Raw genomic sequence first — 18,253 nt, 5'->3', positions numbered from 1 at the left:
CTTCGGCTCCCGTTTTTTATTGCGCGGGCGCCGGTGCAATCTCCGGGGCGGGCGCCGGCGTGTTGTCGAGGCGGCGGCTGCGGATATGGAAGAGCGGCGTGCGGCCCGGCGTGACAGACACCTCCAGCCAGCGGTCGAGCACCGGCGAACCATAGGTGCGTGCGCGCATGACGTGCGGATCCGGCCGGCCGTCTTCGTCCTTGAGCGGGCGGTCGAGCATGAACGTCTGGCTGGCACCGTGGATCAGGAGGACGGCACCGTCGTAGTCGCGCGTGAGCGTGCGCAACTGGCGCTTGAGCGCCAGATAACCGTCATGCGAACGGCGGCGCAATAAACCGTCGAGCAGGGTGGGTGCGCGGCGCCGCTCCCAGCCATCTTCGAAGAGCGGATCGGCTTGCATCATGACGACCACGCCGGCCATCTTGCGTTGACGCGCGACGGCAAAGGCGCGAGCGAGCCATTGACGATTGGCTTCGAGGCGGTCTTCGTATTCGCCGTTGCGCCCGCCCGCGGTTTTGTAGTTGTTGTTGTCGCCGGGCACGTTGAGGGTGACGAACAACACGTCGTTCATCGTCCAGCGCGTGTTTTCGCGGTAGCTGCGGAACTTGGCCTGATCCGACTGGCGCATGACCGTCATAGTGCGCTGGCCGAGCGTGTTGTCGTCGGGGTAGAACAGCTCGCGCAGGCGCACCAGGCGCTCCACCGGGTCGAAGCTGCCCGCCGCGGGGCGCTGGCAGTCGCTCCAGTCGTGGTCGCCCGGGATGTAGATGACGGGTGCGATCAGGCTGTCGAGCAGGTCGTGGCGCGCTTCGAGCAGCGTGTCGGCGCACGATTCATCGCGGCCCTTGAGGTTGCCCAGGTGAACGACGAAGGCCGGATGTTCGGCGTCGATGGCGTCCAGCAGCGTGCGCACGGGCGCGACATCTTCGGGGCGTTCGGGAAGGTTGCCGATGACCGTGAAGGCGAAGGCGGACGGCGCGTCATTTGCAGGCTTCGCGCTCTTGGACGCAGCGGGCGCAGCCACCGGCAGCAGCATCGCCAATGCCAAGGCGATGCATGGAAACCTGCGGGAAGTTGCGCCGCGCCGTGTCATCGGAATCAGGCGGACGGGCTCGCCAGCGCCTTGAGCCGGTACAGCGCATCGAGCGCTTCACGCGGCGTCATGTCATCGGGATCGATGCCGGCGAGTGCCTCCGTCAGTGCACTGTCGGGGGCGTCGGCCTCGTCTTCATCGTCGATGGGCGTATCGGCGGCAAGTGCGAAGAGGTCCAGCTGAGGGGTGGCGCCGGTGTCGGCGGAATGCTGCTCCAGCCACGCGAGCCGCTTGCGCGCGGCGCGAATGACCGGCTGCGGCACGCCCGCCAGCTGCGCGACCTGCAGGCCGTAACTCTGGCTGGCCGGGCCCTCCTGCACGGCATGCAGGAAGACGATACCGTCACCATGTTCGACGGCGGAGAGGTGCACGTTGGCGGCCTGAGCAAACTCCTGCGGCAGTTGCGTCAGCTCGAAATAGTGCGTGGCGAACAGCGTGTGGCTGCGGTTGTGCGACAGCAAGTGACGCGCGATCGCCCAGGCGAGCGCAAGGCCGTCGAACGTGCTCGTGCCGCGGCCGATCTCGTCCATCAGCACGAGGCTGTTGGGCGTTGCACGGTGCAGGATGGCGGCGGCTTCCGTCATTTCGACCATGAAGGTCGAACGACCGCCCGCCAGATCGTCGGCGGCGCCGATGCGCGTGAAGATGCGGTCGATCGGGCCGATGACGGCCGCTTCCGCCGGCACAAATGCGCCCACGTAGGCGAGCAGCACGACCAGCGCGGTTTGCCGCATGAAGGTCGATTTACCGCCCATGTTCGGGCCGGTGATCAGCAACAGCTTGCGCGCCTCCTGCAGCATGCAGTCGTTGGCGACGAACTGTTCGACTTGCTGTTCGACCACGGGATGGCGTGCGCGCGTCAGCTCAATGCCGGGTGCATCGGTCAGCGTGGGGCGCGACCACGACAGCGCATGCGCGCGCTCGGCGAGCGTTGCCAGCACATCAGCCTGCGCCAGCGCGGCGGCAATGCGCTTGAACTCGGCCAGATGCGGCAGCAGTTTTTGCAGCAACTCTTCGTAGAGGACTTTCTCGCGCGACAGGGCACGGTCCTGCGCGGACAACGCTTTGTCTTCGAACGCCTTCAGCTCGGGTGTGATGTAGCGCTCGGCGTTCTTCAGCGTCTGGCGGCGGCGGTAATCGTCCGGCACCTTGGCGGCCTGGCCGTTGGTGACTTCGATGTAGAAGCCATGCACGCGGTTGTATTCGACGCGCAGATTAGCGATGCCGGTGCGCTCGCGTTCGCGGGCTTCCAGATCGACGAGGAACTGGCCGCAGTTTTCCGAGATGTCGCGCAGCTCGTCGAGGTCGGCATCGTAGCCGCGCGCGATGACGCCGCCGTCGCGCACCATGGCCGCCGGCTCGGCCATCACGGCGCGCTGCAGCAGGGCGTGGGCGTCTTCGGGCAAGCTGAGCGCGGCGTACAGCTCGGTCAACAGCGGAGCCGCGTCGCTTTGCGGCAGTTCTTCGCGAATCTCGGGCAGGCGCGCCAGCGTGTCACGCAGCGACGACAGATCGCGCGGCCGCGCTGACAGCAGCGCCAGCCGCCCCGTAATGCGCTCCACGTCTGACAGCGTGCGCAGCGTCGCACGCAACGTTTGCCAATCGCTGCCGAGCAGCACTTCAATCGCCTGCTGACGCGCTTGAGGCACGGCGCGATCCCGCAGCGGATGATGCAGCCAGTGGCGCAGCAGGCGGCTGCCCATGCTGGTCGCGCAGGTGTCGAGCAGCGAGAACAGCGTCGGCGATTCCTGCCCGCGCAGCGTCTCGGTCAGCTCAAGGTTGCGGCGCGTGGCGGTGTCCAGGCCGATGAATTCGCTTTCGTGCTCGACGGTCAGGCCGATCACGTGGCGCAGCGATTGGCCTTGCGTGGCCGCTGCGTAGTTCAGCAGCGCGCCGGCAGCCGCCAGTGCGGCCGTCAACGTTTCCGCGCCAAAGGCGACGAGGCTCGCCACGCCGAGTTGTTCACGCAGGCGGCGCGTGCCGGCTTCCACGTCGAAATGCCAATCGGGCAGGCGCGTGCGGGCGACATCCACCTGGAGGGTATTGAGCGTCGCATCGTCGGCCAGCACTTCGGCGGGGCGGATGCGTTCGAGTTCGCGGTCGAGCTGGTCGGGGCTGCATTCCATCACGCGCAATTCGCCGCCCACGAGGTTGAGCCACGCCAGGCCCATCAGCGGTGCCGCGCCCCGCTTGCCGGGCAGGTGCGCGATGGCCAGCAGATGGTTGTTGACCTTGTCGGAGAGCAGCGCGGCGTCCGTCAACGTGCCGGGTGTGACGACGCGCACGACCTTGCGCTCGACCGGTCCCTTGGTCGTGGCGGGGTCTCCGATTTGCTCGCAGATGGCGACGGATTCGCCCAGCTTGACCAGCTTGGCGAGGTATTGCTCCGCGGCGTGGAACGGGATGCCCGCCATGCGGATCGGATGTCCGTTGGAACTGCCGCGTGCAGTGAGGGTGATGTCGAGCAGGCGGGAGGCTTTTTCGGCGTCTTCAAAGAAGAGTTCGTAAAAGTCGCCCATGCGGTAGAAGACAAGCGTGTCCGGATGCCCAGCCTTCAAGCGAAGGTACTGTTGCATCATCGGAGTGTGCTTGTCGAAAGGGCCGTATTTCGGGTCGATCTCCAGAACCGGAGCGGAGTGTTCAGCCATGAGTGCTCAAAGCGCAGCGCGCCGCCCGATGTGATCCGATCAGGCCGCGCGCGGAAGGTGTTGAATCGCGCAATTGTTGCACACCCGCGATGCGGCTTCACCGTCCATCGTCGGTGAGCCGGGCTTCGAGAAAGTCGAGAAAGCACGCGATCCGCGAGGCCAGCTGCGTGTTGCGGTAGTACACCGCGTGAATCGGCTGCAGCACCTCGACCGTGGCATCCGGCAGCACCTGCACGAGATCCCCCGTGCGTCGGTCTTCAGCGCTCATGAAGTCAGCCAGGCAGACGATGCCGACGCCCTGCAGAGCAAGCTGCCGCAGCGTTTCACCGCTGGAGGCCTTGAGGGTGGGTTCGATGCGCAACCGGTCGCCATGCGGGCCGCGCAGGGGCCATTGGTTCAGCGATTCCGGCTGCCCGAAACCGAGCAGGATGTGCTTCTGCAAGTCGTCGACGTTGCGTGGCCGGCCGTGCGCTTTCAGATAGGCGGGGCTTGCCAGCACGCGCAGCCGCCGCGTGCCGAGCAGCCGCGCCCGCAGGGTGGAGTCACGCAGCGGGCCGATGCGGATCGCCACGTCGGTGTCTTCTTCCAGCAGATCGATGATCAGGTCGTCGGTGTTCAGCTCCAGCTCGATCTGCGGATACTGCGCGCGGAAATCCGGCACCAGCGGCGCCACCACATGCAGCATGAACGGCATGGCAGCGTTGATGCGCAGACGGCCGGCGGGCTGCTGGCGGCGCAGGGCCATCTGCTCTTCGGCCTCGTCGACGGCGGCGAGGATGCTGCGCGCCTGCGCCAGAAACGTCGCGCCCTCGTCGGTGAGCGACAGCCGCCGCGTGGTGCGCGAGAGCAGGGTGGTGTCCAGCTTCTCTTCCAGGCGGCGCAGCGCGCGGCTTACGCCAGATACCGTCTGGCCGAGCTGCTCAGCCGCCGCCGTGACAGAGCCCGTGTCGACCACCGTGCGGAAGGCGAGCAGTTCTTCGAGCGTGGTTTTCATGTTCGATTATCAATTTCAGATCAAAAGAATTCTGCCCAATATGGCGCCATTTGCAAAGATCGCTTGGGGCGCGGCTCGCGGTGGATCGGTGCAAACGGAGGGCGGCCGGCCGTTGCTCGGGGTCGTCCCCTCAAGGTTGGCGGCCTGCCTGCCGATAGACCATTCGGACCCCTAAAACCATAGTGGGAACGCGTTTGCGCAAATGGCGCCTCGCGGTTCCGCATCCGGAGACTCTGGAATGAGCAAGCTCAGCTTTCGCCAAAAGCTTTGGCTGCCGTTGGTCATCAGCCTTGTCGCGCTGACGTTGATCTCGGTATTCAACGCATATCAGGCGCGCGAGATCCGCGTGGAGGAGCGCAAGAACAACCTCATCAGCGTGACGACCATGGCGATGAACCTGGTCAAGCAGTACGACGACCTGACCAAGAACGGCACGTTAAGCAAAGAGGCCGCGCAGAAGCAGGCGCTCGACCGTTTCAAGGCGCTGCGCTACGACAAGGACGGCTACTTCACCATCACCAGCTCCAACAACGTGGTGGTGATGCACCCGATCAAGCCGGAGTTCATCGGCAAGGATCAATCCGGCTTCAAGGATGCGCAAGGCAATGCGGTCTACGTGGGCCTGACCAACGCGGCCAAAGACCCGAAGGGCGGATTCACGAGCTACGTTTGGCCGAAAGTCGGTGGCACGGATCCGGTGCCCAAGACGGCGTTTGCAATGCGCTATGAGCCGTGGGATTGGGTCTTCTCGACTGGCGTCTACATGGACGACATCAACGCCGCGTTCATGACTTCGCTTTACCAGACCGGCGGCCTGCTCGTGCTCGTGGGCGGCTTGCTGGTCCTGCTGGGCAGCATCGCCAATCGCGGCCTGCAACGCACGCTGGGCGGTGATCCGGCTTACGCGGCCGATGTGGCCAACCGCATCGCCGGTGGCGACCTGACGGTGGAGATTGCCACCCGCGCCGACGACAACCACAGCCTGCTCTACGCCATGAGCCGCATGCGCGGCGCGCTGGTGGACACCATCGGCCGCATCAAGGGCGCGTCGGAAACCATCGGTACGGCCACGCGCGAGATCGCCAGCGGCAACCTGGACCTGTCGTCGCGCACGGAACAGCAGGCCAGCTCGCTCGAAGAAACGGCTTCGGCCATGGAGCAGCTGATGTCGACCGTGCAGCAGAACGCCGACAACGCGCAGCAGGCCAACCAATTGGCGGCCTCTGCCTCGGATGTGGCCGTGCGCGGCGGCGATGTGGTGACGCGCGTGGTGGAAACCATGGGCTCGATCAACGCGTCGTCCCGCAAGATCGTCGACATCATCGGCGTGATTGACGGCATTGCGTTCCAGACGAACATCCTTGCGCTGAATGCGGCGGTGGAAGCCGCCCGTGCGGGCGAACAGGGCCGTGGTTTTGCCGTGGTGGCCGGTGAGGTGCGCAGCCTTGCGCAACGCAGCGCTGCTGCCGCCAAGGAGATCAAGGCGTTGATCGACGATTCCGTGGTCAACGTGGATGCAGGCAGCGCGCTGGTGGAAGAAGCCGGCACGACTATGCGCGAGATCGTCGCGAGCGTGAAGCGCGTGACCGACATCGTTGGCGAAATTTCGTCGGCGAGCCAGGAACAGCGCTCGGGCATTGAAGAAGTGAGCCACGCGGTCACGCAGCTTGACGACGCCACGCAGCAGAACGCTGCGCTGGTGGAGCAGGCGGCCGCCGCTGCGCAATCGCTGGAAGAGCAGGCCGTGAGCCTGACGCAGGTGGTGGCGCAGTTCCGCCTTGACGCGCATGCGCTGCGTGCGCCGGCCATGGTGGCGCGGGTTGAACCGCCTGTTGCGCCGGCCAAGCCCGTGGCACTCGCAACGCCGACGGCACCGGCAGCACCCAAGGACGAAGCGCCGCGGCGCGGGGCCGCCAAGCCGAGCACCGAAGCCGCTAAGCCCAAGCTGACGTCGCGCAAGCCGCCTGTGTTGCGAAAGGCGGCTGCCAAGCCGGTCGAGCGAACCGAAAAGAGCCCGGCTGCACCGGCAGCGATTCCCGCGAGCCTGACCAAGGCGAAGCCTCTGGTCGCCGCTGGAGACGACGCCGACTGGGAAACGTTCTGACCCACGACTGACCTTCCCCTCGTTGACCCCGCGCACCGCAAGCATGGGCTTGCCTGTGGGGATCCCGGAGACAAGATGGACCGCGTTTTGAAGAACACCAGCGTGCGCGCTGGCCTGCTGGCGATTCTGATCACCTTTGCACTGATGATTGTGGTCGGGGCGGCGGTGGGTGTATTGGCGCTGCGTACCACGAACGCCGCGACTGAGCGCGTGCACGAGATTTCCGAGCGCAGCATGCTGCTGAACGACGCGTACAAGGACATGCAGCGCGCACGCACCGGCATGTCACGCCTGTACAGCGTCCTGCGTGAAAACATGGACGACGCGGCAAAGACGGCAGCGCTTGCCAGTTCGGAGAAAGGCCTCAAGAAGGCTATCGAACAGGTGGAAGCCTTCAAGAATGCGCCACGCATCGAAGGGGTCGACGAGTCGCTGCGTCAGGCGATCGTCCAGGCCGCGCAAACGCACATCGAAGCCGTGCAGCGCGCCCTGGCGGCGTTGCGCGCCGGCGATGCCGCTGCATATGCGCAGCTCAACTACAAAGACGTGACCGATACCGGCGCCGCGTGGTCGGTGCAGATCGAGAATTTCCAGCAGCTCGTCAAGAAGCTGGCCAAGGACGAGGCCGACGACGGCCGTGCGCGTTACGAAACGATCCTGAAGTTCGTGGCGCTCGGCATTGCCATGGCACTCGCGTTGATCGTGGCGGTGTTCTACGGTCTCAAGGCCTTCGTGATCACCCCGCTTAACGAAGCCGTCGCTGTGCTCAGCCGCGTGGCCGAGGGCGATCTGGCCGTGCACGTCAGAACGGGTGGCCGCAATGAACTCGGCCGCCTGCTGGCTGCCGTGGGCCGCATGCGCGAGAGCTTGGTGAACACCGTGCGCCAGGTGCGCAACAGCTCGGATTCGGTCAACACCGGCGCGCACGAAATCGCCAGCGGCAATCTCGATCTGTCTTCGCGTACCGAGCAGCAGTCCGCCTCGCTGGAGAAGACGGCCGCGAGCATGGAGCAGATGACCTCCACCGTCACCAACAACTCCGAGAACGCCCGCCAGGCCAGCGCGCTGGCGTCAAATGCGGCAGACCTCGCTTCGCGCGGCGGCGAGGTCGTACGCGGCGTGGTAGCCACCATGGACGACATCAGCGCGGGCTCACGAAAGATGGCCGACATCATTGGCGTGATTGACGGCATTGCCTTCCAGACCAACATCCTCGCGCTGAATGCGGCAGTGGAAGCGGCCCGCGCCGGCGAGCAGGGCCGCGGTTTTGCCGTGGTGGCCGGCGAGGTGCGCGCGCTGGCTCAACGCAGCGCTGCGGCCGCCAAGGAAATCAAGACGCTGATCGACGATTCGGTGTCGCGCGTGCAAGCCGGGCACTCGCAGGTGGCGCAAGCCGGCGAGACCATCTCCGAGACGGTGGAAGCCGTGCGCCGCGTCGCCAATATCGTTGAAGACATTGCTTCCGCCTCGGCCGAGCAGACGCAGGGCATCCTGCAGATCGGCCAGGCTGTGACGGAAATGGAGCAGGTGACGCAGCAGAACGCCGCGCTGGTCGAACAGGCGGCCGCTGCCGCGCAGTCGCTGGAAGAACAGGCGCAGAACCTCACGCAGGTGGTGTCGCAGTTCCGGCTGGATGGTGCAGAGACCGCCGCCGTAGCCGTGCAGAAGCCGGAGAAGGTTGCCAAGCCTGCGGCCAAGGCCACTGCCAAGCCGGTCAGCGCAGCCAAGCCCGCACGTGCCGCGCTGCGCAAGCGTGAAGCGAAGACGGCAACTCAGGCGTCGGCGCCGGTCGCTGCTGCCGCAGTCGTTTCGGCTGCCGCTCCCGCACGCAAGCAACCGCTGGCTGTGGCCGGTGGTGGTTCCGACGCCGATTGGGAAACGTTCTGATCGGTTGCGAACTCAAGCTTCGAGCGCTGGGCCATCGATGCGTTTGGCCCAGCTTTCCACCTCGCCTCGCGCAAGGCGGCCTTCCACCAGCTTGCGCCATGACGGCGTGAGCGGCAGCCTCAGCATGTCGGTCAGCGCTGCACGGTCGAGCATGTTGCGGTAAAGCACATCCAGCACGCGCGACAGCGGCCATTGCGGCCACGGGCGCTCGAGCCATTCCAGCGTATCGCCCGCGCGCAGCGTGCCGCCTTCCAGAACCCGGTAATACCAGCCCGTGCGGCCCGTGTGTTGCACGCGGCGCGCCATGTCGCGCGTGTTGAAGCGGTCGTTGAGCTTCCAGCACGGCTGGCGCAGTTGCGACACTTCCAGCATCACACTGCCCGCGCGCAGACGGTCGCCCACGCAGATGTCCGCTTCGGTGATGCCGGTGGTGCTCACGTTCTCGCCAAACGCGCCGGGCTGTGCGAGCACGGGTTGCGCGCCGATATCCACTTGCCAGGCCGCGTAGTGGTCGAACGGATAGTGGTGGATTGCCTTGTCAGGGCCGCCGTGCACACGCAAGTCGCCTTGCTCGTCGCCCACGATGCCGTTGATGCCGACTTCCACTGTGTCGCGTACGGGGCGCTTGTCGATGGCGCTGCGTGAGCCTGGGCGCGTGTAGTCGACCGCGCGTCCGGCGAGGAGGGTCTCGATGCGGATGGGGCCGGGCAGCGTCATGCGGCCTCCACGCGGTCGAGCCAGGCAGCGAAGACCTCGCGCGCACGTTGCGACAGGCGCTGCGCCACCGAGGGCACCTGTGCTCGCAACGCGCGCGGGTCGACACCCGCTGCGCCGAGTTCCGCAGCATGCCCGATCAGCCAGGCTTCCAGCTCCTCCAGATTTGCCTCCAGGTGGAATTGCAGCGCGAGCGCGTGGTTGCCGATGGCGAAAGCCTGTTCTGTACAGACTTCCGTGAACGCCAGCCGTCGCGCGCCGGGCGGCAAATCGTATCGGTCGCCATGCCAGTGCAGCACCGGCGTGCCGTCGGCCAGCGGCGCGAGCGGCGAGTCTGCGCCGTCGGCTGTGAGCGTCACCGGTGCAAAGCCGATCTCCTTTACGCCCATCGGCTTGACTGCCGCACCCAGCGCCCGTGCGATCAGCTGGGCGCCGAGGCAGATGCCCAGCAGCGGCTTGCGGGCGGCCAGCCGCTGCGCAATGGCGGCGGCTTCATCGCGTACGAACGGATACGTCGCATCGTCATACGCGCCGATGGGCCCGCCCAGCACGATCAACAGATCGGCATCCACCATGTCGTCGGTCGGCACCGGCTGCACGCCCACGTCGACGGTGCGCACCGTGTAGCCGCGCGCTTCCACCAGCGGCTGCAGGATGCCAAGGTGCTCGAATGGAACGTGGCGCGGGGCGAGGGCGGTCTTCATGGCAGGCGATGGCGTTGAGGGCGGGGGCTCATTGTGAATGAGGTACGCGGCACGCAAAACCCGTGCGGTTTGCGGGGGATTGCCGGGATATGGTGTTCTATTGAGCGAACTGCGTTTCCAGGCAGTTGCGTATTGCTGGATAGCTCAAACAAAAAAGCCCTCGCACTGGGCGAGGGCTTTTCAGTGCCTGCTTGAAGCAATCAAGCTTCAGCCTTCGACCGCGAGAATGGCGAGGTGATCTTGATCATCTGCACGAAAGCCTTCGGGTTGCCGGCCAGGATTTCGCCTTGGTCCAGATAGCCCGATTCGCCGGTGTAGTTGCCCACCAGGCCGCCCGATTCCGTCACGAGCAGCGAGCCTGCGGCCATGTCCCACTTGCTCAGGCCTTGCTCGAAGAAGCCGTCGAGGCGGCCGCAGGCGACGTAGGCGAGGTCCAGCGCGGCGGCGCCGGGGCGACGCAGGCCGGCGCAGTTTTCCGTCATGGTCGCAAACAGGCGGGTGTAGTCGTACAGGCCTTCCAGATCGCGGTAGGGGAAGCCCGTGCCGATCAGGCAGTCAGCCAGCTTGTCGCGGCGCGTGACGCGGATGCGACGGTTGTTCAAAAACGCGCCGGCGCCCTTGGAGGCGGTGAAGAGTTCGTCGCGCGTCGGGTCGTACACCACGGCCTGCGTGACGACGCCACGCTGCATCAGCGCGATCGATACGCCATATTGCGGAAAGCCGTGGATGAAGTTGGTCGTGCCGTCCAGCGGGTCGATCACCCAGACGTTTTCGCTGGCGGTTTCGCCGTCGGCCCAGGATTGGCCGGACTCTTCCGCTAGAATCGCGTGATCGGGGTAGGCAGTCTTGATGACTTCGATGATCGCCGCTTCAGCTGCGCGGTCGACTTCGGTGACGAAATCGTTGTGTTGTTTGCGCTCGGTGCGCAGGCTATCGACGTCGAAGGACGCGCGGTTGATGACGGTGCCGGCCTTGCGAGCAGCCCGGACGGCGATATTGAGCATCGGATGCATGTGGGATCTCCGCGCCTGGCGCGCCGATTTTTCGGAAGCGGCTGCAGGCGAAACAACACAACGAATTGTAGAAGAACGAGCGGCGGGCCAATCTCGCGATCCTGCCCGCCGTCAAAAGAGTGGCCGTATTGTATATGAACCCCGCCTCCGGCGCCCCGCGAATTGCGCCAATGAGCACCCCGAACACCACCCCCGCCGACCCCGAAACGCTGCGCCAGCGCGCCGCGCGGTGCCGTTTTGTCCTGGTCGAGACCAGCCACCCGGGCAATGTCGGGTCCACGGCACGTGCGCTCAAGACGATGGGATTTGGCGAGCCCGGCAGCTTCGTGCTCGTCCGCCCGCGCGAGGCTGAGGCCCAACGCCACGCCGATGCCGTTGCCATGGCAAGCGGCGCCGATGACGTGCTGGCCGCCGCCCGCGTGATTGACGACATTGGCGAAGCGCTGGCCGGCGCCTCGCTCACCATTGCGCTGACGGCCCGCCCGCGCGAATTCGGTCCGCGCCGCATCGGCCCGCGTGCCGCTGCAGAAGAAGTGGCCGCATTGCTGGCCGCGCCGGACACCACCGTCGCCTTCGTCTTCGGCAACGAGCGGTTCGGGTTGCCCAACGAGGTGGTGGAGCGCTGCCATGTGGTCACGCACATTCCAGCCAACCCGGCGTATGCCTCGCTGAACCTGTCGCAGGCCGTGCAGTTGATTGCGTACGAGGTGCGCATGGCGCTGCTGGCCGGCACCGGCACGGGCGACACGCGCATGGAAGGCGTCGGCTTTGTCGGCGAGCCAGCCACGGCCGAGCAGATCGACGGGATGTTCGAACATCTGGAGCTGGGCCTGGTCGAGATCGGCTTTCTCGACCCGGCCCAGCCGAAAAAGCTGATGCCGCGCCTGCGGCGTCTGTTCGCCCGCACGCAGCTGGAGACCGAAGAGGTCAACATCCTGCGCGGGATCGCCAAGCGCATGCTCGGCCGCCGTGCCGAAGCCACTACGCCGCCCACCGGCGCTGCCGACGACTGTCGCTGATCGCCCCGAAAGCCGCCCCCTTGTTGATCCAGCAGGGCGGCATTCCCTGCATGTCTGGCTAAAACCCTTGCCGCAGCGCGGTAAGGCAATGCCTTACACTGCCCTCAGCGCATCGCGCATATAGATATAACAATCCACACACCTCAAGATGTTCACACGCATTCGCGAAGATATCGGCGCCATCATGGAGCGAGACCCGGCCGCGCGCAGCCGCTGGGAAGTGCTGACCTGCTACCCAGGTCTGCACGCCATCATCGTCCATCGGGTCGCGCATGCGTGTTGGCACGGCGGCTTCCGGTGGCTGGGGCGGTGGTTCTCGCACCTCGGGCGCTTTCTCACCGGCATCGAGATTCATCCCGGCGCGACGGTCGGCCGGCGCGTGTTCATCGACCACGGCATGGGTGTCGTGATTGGCGAAACGGCTGAGATCGGTGACGACTGCACGATCTACCAAGGTGTCACGCTCGGCGGCACGTCGCTCTACAAGGGCGCCAAGCGGCACCCGACGCTCGGCAAGGGCGTGGTGGTCAGTGCGGGTGCCAAGGTGCTTGGCGGTTTTGTCATCGGGGATGGCGCGCGCGTTGGCTCCAACGCGGTCGTGCTCAAACCCGTGCCGCCGGGGGCAACGGCGGTTGGCATTCCGGCGCGCATCATCGAACGCGATGTGGCGACCGAGGCCCAGTCTGTGCTCAAGCAGGAGTTTTCAGCGTATGGCATTACGCCGGATGCGGACGACCCGGTATCGCTGGCGCTTAAGCGGCTGATCGACCACAGCGAGCTTCAGCAGGAGCGCATCGAGTCGATTCTTTCTGCGTTGGATCGCCTGGGCGCGCACCTGGAGAATTCGCCGAACGATCCATTCGACGCAAGCCAACTGAAGCAGATGCTCAAGTAAGCGGCGGGCGCGTGATGACAGGTCAGGCCGTCACTTGCTCGACCGTGAGCGCGCCGTCCTGCAGTTTGAGGAAGCTGCCGCGCGGCTGTACCTGATCGAAATCCCAGTCGGAAAGAACCCAGCGGTCACCGCTCGGCTCATGATGCAGTTGCGGGCGGTGCGTGTGGCCGTGAATGAGCGTGGACGTGCCCGATGCCTTGAGCAGCGCATCCACCGCTTCGGGAGCGACGTCGCCCATCATCGCGGCAGCGCGGGGCTCACCGGCGACATTGGCGGACATGGCGCGGCCGGCTTCGCTTTCCGCGCGCATCTTCTGCGCGATCCTCAGCCGCCAGCGCAGCGGCATCGCCAGGAATATCGACTGCACCCAGCGCTTGCGCGTCCAGTGGCGGAAGCGCATGTACGCCGTGTCGCGCGTGCAGAGGGCGTCGCCGTGCGCAAGCACGATGCGCCGGCCTTCGTCCGTTTCGAGCACGGAGGGGTCGGGCAGCAGCGTGGCGTGCGCAGCCTTCAGAAAACGCTTGCCGAGCAGGAAGTCCCGATTGCCGTGCATAAACAGCACGCGCGTGCCGGCCGCTGCGAGTTCGGCAAGCAGGTGGGCGATGTGCTGGTGGAACGGATCAGCGAGTTCTTCATCGCCGACCCAGTATTCGAAAAAGTCACCCAAGATGACGAGCGTGCGTGCCTCGCGGGCGCGCGTGCGCAGGAAGCGCTCGAACACGGCGGCAGTGGCCGGCATGCTGGCCGTGAGGTGCAGATCCGAAATAAAAAACACCGGCCCGGAAACCCGGACCGGTGTCTTCAGCGCGGAGGCCTGTGCGGCGTGCGCTGCGTCGATCATTCGATCACTTCAGCGCTTTCGATGATCACGTCTTCCATCGGCACGTCCTGGTGGAAGCCACGGTTGCCCGTGCGCACCGAGCGGATCTTGTCGACCACGTCCATGCCTTCGGTCACCTTGCCGAACACGGCGTAGCCCCAGCCTTGCGGCGTCGGCGACGTGTGGTTCAGGAAGTCGTTGTCGACCGTGTTGATGAAGAACTGGGCCGTGGCCGAGTGCGGGTCGTTGGTGCGTGCCATGGCAATGGCGCCGCGCTCGTTCTTCAGGCCGTTGTTGGCTTCGTTGTCGATCGGAGCCTTCGTGGGCTTCTGGTTCATCTTCTCGCCCGGCTCGAAGCCGCCGCCCTGGATCATGAAGCCCTTGATGACGCGGTGGAACACCGTGCCGTTGTAGTGGCCATCCTTCACATAGGAGACGAAGTTCGCAACCGACTTCGGTGCCTTCTCGGCGTCCAGGGCCAGCGTGATGTCGCCGTGGTTGGTGTGCAGCTTGACTTGGGTCATGGTGAATTCCTTGGGTAGGGCAAAAAGCGTTACTTGGAGACGACGGTGGCCGATTCAATCAAGATCGGCTTCACGGGCACGTTCTGGTGCGGGAACTTGGTGGTGGTTTCCACCGCCTTGATCTTGTCGATGGTGTCGGTGCCCTCGACGACCTTGCCGAAGACGGTATAGCCGTAACCGTCCTGACCAGGGTAGTTCAGCATGTTGTTGTCGACCACGTTCACGTAGAACTGCGCGGTGGCGGAGTTCGGGTCCATGGTGCGCGCCATGGCGATCGTGTACTTGTCGTTCTTCAGGCCGTTCTTCGATTCGATTTCGACCGGCGGGCGCGTGTCCTTCTGTTTCATGTCGGGCGTGAAGCCGCCGCCTTGGATCATGAAGCCGTCCATCACGCGGTGAAAGATCGTGCCCTTGTAGAAACCGTCCTTCACATACTGAAGGAAGTTGGCGACCGTCTTCGGTGCCTTGTCCGGATACACCTCAACGGTGAAATTGCCCATCGACGTCTTGAACTGCACGCGCGGCGCAGACGCGGTGGCTGCCGTGGCGGCGGTGGCCGTTACGGCGAGTGCACACAGGAGTCCGGCTAAGAGAGAGCGAATACGGAGCATGGTCAGCGAGAGAGAACTTGGGTTGGGAAAAGCAGGATCGGCCGCGTCTTTTTACTGACGCTTGGCCGGCTTGGCGCTCACGCCGCTGGCTGCGGGCAGCGTGGTCGTGGCGGGTTTCGACGCAGGGCGTACGCCCGGCAGATCGGGCAAGGCATCCAGGCGTGCACGCGCGGTGGCGTTCTTCGGGTTCAGCTTGATGGCGCTTTGGTACGACTGTGCGGCCAGGCGAACGTAGACATCGCCCAGATTCGATTGCGCCAGCGCATTTTCCGGCGCCACGCGGTTCGCCATGATCAGGCTGTCACGTGCACGGAGGAGTTCGCCCCGCTCGGTGTACAGCGCGGCCAGGTTGATGTACGGCTCGGGCAGCTCCGGGAAGTCCTGCGTCATCTGGCTGAAGGCGACGATCGCGTCGTCTGCGCGGCCGAGGCCGGCAAGTGCAACACCGCGTTGGAAGCGGGCCTGCGCGTTGCGCGGCTGAGAGGCGACATCCTTGTCCAGCTCGGTCAGCGCCTCGGCGTATTGCTTCTTGGCCAACGCGTCGTCGATGCGCTTCTGGCGTGCCACCTCGGGCGCTTGCTGCGTGCTGGGCATCAAATCGGCCGGCAAGGCAAAGCCGGCGGTCTGGGCGAAGGCCGGTGCCGCGGACATCGCGAGCAGGCTAGCCAGGGTTGCAGCGGTCTGACGCAGCGGTCTGTTCATGAGAATCGGTTCCGTTATACTCCGCCGCATTCTAACAAACCGTCTTTGTGCGCAGCAGCGGCCGTGCGCGCCGGGAAAGGTTCTTGACGGGGAGCATGCCAGGCGCACTGGCAGGCGGTCCCGTCAGCGCAGTTCCGGTAAGATATGCCGCTAGTTTTGCAGGCGCCTCGCCGGCGCCGATTGCCTCCAATTTAGTCCGCCCGCAACGTTGTACCTCGCATGCGCGGCGCGCTGAGTCTCCCGACACCGCTTCATGGAATCACTCAAGATCTACAACACGCTCGCGCGTGAGAAACAGACGTTCGTCCCCATCGAGCCCGGCCGCGTGCGCATGTACGTGTGCGGGATGACGGTGTACGACTACTGTCACGTGGGGCATGCGCGGGTCATGGTGGTGTTCGACATGGTGCAGCGTTGGCTGCGTGCGTCAGGTTACGAGGTGACCTACGTGCGCAACATCACCGACATCGACGACAAGATCATCAAGCGTGCAGTGGAGAACGGCGAGACGATGAGTGCGCTGACGGGCCGCTTCATCGCTGCCATGCACGAAGACGCCGATGCACTTGGCGTGCAGCGCCCCGACCACGAGCCCCGCGCCACCGAATACGTGCCGCAGATGCTGAACATGATCGGCAGGCTGCAGACGAACGGCCTCGCCTATCAGGCCACCGACGGCGACGTGAACTACGCGGTCCGCAAGTTCCCCGGTTACGGCAAGCTGTCGGGCAAGTCGCTCGAAGACCTGCGTGCGGGCGAGCGTGTGGCTGCCAACGATGCCAAGCAGGATCCCCTCGACTTCGTGTTGTGGAAATCCGCCAAGGCCGATGAGCCGGCCGAGTCGCGCTGGGCGTCGCCGTGGGGCGAGGGCCGCCCGGGCTGGCATATCGAGTGCTCGGCGATGAGCTGCGAGTTGCTGGGCGAGCATTTCGACCTGCACGGCGGTGGCGCCGATCTGCAGTTCCCGCATCACGAGAACGAAATTGCCCAGTCCGAAGGCGCGACCGGCAAGACCTTCGTCAACACGTGGATGCACAACGGCTTCGTCCGTGTGAATGACGAGAAGATGTCGAAATCGCTCGGCAACTTCTTCACCATCCGCGATGTGCTGAAGGTGTACGACGCAGAGGTCGTGCGTTTCTTCATCCTGCGGTCGCACTATCGCAGCGACTTGAATTACAGCGACGCCCATCTCGATGATGCGCGCCATGCGCTCACACGTTTGTACACGGCGCTCAAGGATGTGCCGGCCGCGGCGGGTGCCAAGCCCGATTGGAACGAGTCGCACGGCAAGCGCTTCCTGGAAGCGATGAACGACGACTTCAATACGCCGGTTGCCGTGTCGGTGCTGTTTGAGCTGGCGAGCGAAGTGAACAAGACGCGCTCGGCGGAGTTGGCCAGCCAGCTGGCGGCGCTGGCCGGCGTGATGGGTCTGCTGGGCCGCGATCCGCACGTTTTCCTGCAGGGCGGTGTGTCGGCCGATGGTGTCGACGCGGCAGCGGTGGAAGCGCGTATCGAAGAGCGCCGCGCCGCCAAGGCCGCTCGCGATTTCGCCCGCGCTGATGCGATCCGTGCCGATCTGCTGGCCGCAGGCATCGTCCTGGAAGACAAACCGGGTGGCGTGACCGAATGGAGACGCGCATGAACGCGGTGGCCAAGAAAGCCAGCGTAACGCGCAGCACCGCCGCCAAGAAAACTCCGGCGGTGAAGGTGCCGGCTGCGAAGAAAACGGCCGCCAAGAAAGTCGACGGCGTAGCAAGCAAGACGGTCGCCGCCAAGAGCGCGGTCAAGGTGGCCAAGGCTCCCGCCAAGCGCGCGCCTGCGAGCAAGGTGCCGCTGCCAGAAACGCTCGCCGCCGGCGAGACGTTGCCGGTGCCGGCGGAAGTGGTGCTGTCCGGCCCACCGGAGTATTGGCAAGAAGCTTGCGCAGACTTGATGAAGCGTGACCGCATCCTGCGCAAGATCATCCCGACCTACGGGCCGGCGCACTTGGCTTCGCGTGGCGACCCGTTCGTCACCCTGGCACGCTCGATTGTCGGTCAGCAGATTTCGGTCAAGGCCGCACAATCGGTGTGGGAGCGCGTGGTGGCCGTGTGCCCCAAGCTGGTGCCCGCCCAATTCCTGCGTGCGGGCCAAGAGAAGCTGGCCGGCTGCGGTCTCTCGAAGCGCAAGGCCGAGTACATCCTTGATCTGGCCGATCACTTTCGCAACGGCACGGTACATGTCGCCAAGTGGGCCGAGATGGAAGACGAGGATGTCATTGCCGAACTGACACAGATTCGCGGCATCGGCCGGTGGACCGCGGAGATGTTCCTCATGTTCAACCTGATGCGTCCGAATGTGCTGCCGCTGGACGACATCGGGCTCATCAACGCGATTTCACAAAATTATTTCAGTGGCGAACCCGTCACTCGCAGCGAAGCGCGCGAAGTGGCCGCCAACTGGGAACCGTGGCGCACCGTGGCCACTTGGTATATGTGGCGCAGCCTAGACACGGCGACCACCTATTGATCTGTTCATTTCGA

General features: G+C 65.1%; 16 protein-coding genes. 6 read left to right on the top strand and 10 right to left on the bottom strand.

Features of this window, described 5'->3' with window-relative positions:
- Positions 1–16: 16 nt before the first annotated feature.
- The 3 genes from N511_RS0101535 to N511_RS0101525 all read right to left on the bottom strand — a co-directional run bounded on the left by N511_RS0101535 (position 17) and on the right by N511_RS0101525 (position 4,735).
- Positions 17–1,093: a metallophosphoesterase gene (locus N511_RS0101535; protein ID WP_027677687.1), complete on the bottom strand. Its 1,077-nt coding sequence runs from the start codon at positions 1,091–1,093 to the stop codon at positions 17–19.
- Between the two features lie 5 nt (positions 1,094–1,098).
- Positions 1,099–3,741, bottom strand: coding sequence for a DNA mismatch repair protein MutS (mutS, locus tag N511_RS0101530; RefSeq protein WP_027677686.1), 2,643 nt, complete (start codon positions 3,739–3,741; stop codon positions 1,099–1,101).
- 97 nt (positions 3,742–3,838) lie between these two features.
- Positions 3,839–4,735, bottom strand: coding sequence for a LysR family transcriptional regulator (locus N511_RS0101525; protein ID WP_027677685.1), 897 nt, complete (start codon positions 4,733–4,735; stop codon positions 3,839–3,841).
- Between the two features lie 238 nt (positions 4,736–4,973).
- On the opposite strand from N511_RS0101525, the gene N511_RS0101515 reads away from it, so the two are divergent.
- Positions 4,974–6,839, top strand: coding sequence for a methyl-accepting chemotaxis protein (locus tag N511_RS0101515; RefSeq protein ID WP_027677684.1), 1,866 nt, complete (start codon positions 4,974–4,976; stop codon positions 6,837–6,839).
- A 75-nt stretch (positions 6,840–6,914) separates the two neighbouring features.
- Positions 6,915–8,726: a methyl-accepting chemotaxis protein gene (locus N511_RS0101510; protein WP_027677683.1), complete on the top strand. Its 1,812-nt coding sequence runs from the start codon at positions 6,915–6,917 to the stop codon at positions 8,724–8,726.
- Positions 8,727–8,738: 12 nt separating this feature from the next.
- Here N511_RS0101510 and N511_RS0101505 read toward each other — a convergent pair whose 3' ends face one another.
- The 3 genes from N511_RS0101505 to N511_RS0101495 all read right to left on the bottom strand — a co-directional run bounded on the left by N511_RS0101505 (position 8,739) and on the right by N511_RS0101495 (position 11,157).
- Positions 8,739–9,443 (bottom strand): MOSC domain-containing protein, encoded by a 705-nt coding sequence (locus N511_RS0101505; RefSeq protein ID WP_027677682.1) that lies wholly within the window; start codon positions 9,441–9,443, stop codon positions 8,739–8,741.
- Positions 9,440–10,144: a glutamine amidotransferase gene (locus tag N511_RS0101500; RefSeq protein WP_027677681.1), complete on the bottom strand. Its 705-nt coding sequence runs from the start codon at positions 10,142–10,144 to the stop codon at positions 9,440–9,442. Before N511_RS0101500 ends, N511_RS0101505 begins: the two co-directional genes overlap by 4 nt.
- Before the next feature lie 200 nt (positions 10,145–10,344).
- On the bottom strand, positions 10,345–11,157 hold the full coding sequence (locus N511_RS0101495; protein WP_012435285.1) for an inositol monophosphatase family protein: 813 nt from the start codon (positions 11,155–11,157) through the stop codon (positions 10,345–10,347).
- Positions 11,158–11,291: 134 nt separating this feature from the next.
- Between N511_RS0101495 and N511_RS0101490 the strand changes: the two genes are divergently transcribed.
- Positions 11,292–12,176 (top strand): RNA methyltransferase, encoded by an 885-nt coding sequence (locus N511_RS0101490; protein WP_027677680.1) that lies wholly within the window; start codon positions 11,292–11,294, stop codon positions 12,174–12,176.
- Between the two features lie 148 nt (positions 12,177–12,324).
- Positions 12,325–13,071 (top strand): serine O-acetyltransferase, encoded by a 747-nt coding sequence (gene cysE / locus N511_RS0101485; RefSeq protein ID WP_027677679.1) that lies wholly within the window; start codon positions 12,325–12,327, stop codon positions 13,069–13,071.
- 22 nt (positions 13,072–13,093) lie between these two features.
- Here cysE and N511_RS0101480 read toward each other — a convergent pair whose 3' ends face one another.
- Genes N511_RS0101480 through N511_RS0101465 form a run of 4 tightly spaced genes read right to left on the bottom strand, consistent with a single transcriptional unit; the run spans position 13,094 to position 15,728 of the window.
- Positions 13,094–13,912, bottom strand: a complete 819-nt coding sequence (locus N511_RS0101480) for a UDP-2,3-diacylglucosamine diphosphatase (protein ID WP_027677678.1) — start codon at positions 13,910–13,912, stop codon at positions 13,094–13,096.
- A complete protein-coding gene (locus N511_RS0101475) occupies positions 13,909–14,415 on the bottom strand; it encodes a peptidylprolyl isomerase (protein ID WP_027677677.1) in 507 nt (168 codons plus the stop codon). The genes N511_RS0101480 and N511_RS0101475 overlap by 4 nt, the downstream gene beginning before the upstream one ends.
- Positions 14,416–14,444: 29 nt before the next feature.
- The gene (locus N511_RS0101470) at positions 14,445–15,026 is read right to left on the bottom strand and encodes a peptidylprolyl isomerase (RefSeq protein WP_027677676.1); all 582 of its coding nucleotides are present in this window, start codon (positions 15,024–15,026) and stop codon (positions 14,445–14,447) included.
- Positions 15,027–15,077: 51 nt separating this feature from the next.
- Positions 15,078–15,728: a tetratricopeptide repeat protein gene (locus N511_RS0101465; RefSeq protein ID WP_027677675.1), complete on the bottom strand. Its 651-nt coding sequence runs from the start codon at positions 15,726–15,728 to the stop codon at positions 15,078–15,080.
- 253 nt (positions 15,729–15,981) lie between these two features.
- Here N511_RS0101465 and cysS point away from each other — a divergent pair, with 253 nt between their 5' ends.
- Together cysS and N511_RS0101455 are read left to right on the top strand one after the other, a co-directional pair.
- Positions 15,982–17,373 (top strand): cysteine--tRNA ligase, encoded by a 1,392-nt coding sequence (gene cysS / locus N511_RS0101460; RefSeq protein WP_027677674.1) that lies wholly within the window; start codon positions 15,982–15,984, stop codon positions 17,371–17,373.
- Positions 17,358–18,239 (top strand): DNA-3-methyladenine glycosylase family protein, encoded by an 882-nt coding sequence (locus tag N511_RS0101455; protein ID WP_027677673.1) that lies wholly within the window; start codon positions 17,358–17,360, stop codon positions 18,237–18,239. Before cysS ends, N511_RS0101455 begins: the two co-directional genes overlap by 16 nt.
- The last annotated feature ends 14 nt before the right edge of the window (positions 18,240–18,253 follow it).

This window comes from Ralstonia sp. UNC404CL21Col, assembly GCF_000620465.1.
GTDB lineage: Bacteria > Pseudomonadota > Gammaproteobacteria > Burkholderiales > Burkholderiaceae > Ralstonia > Ralstonia flatus.
The sequence above is the reverse complement of the archived record's forward strand: the minus strand, read 5'-3'. Positions and strand labels throughout refer to the sequence as shown.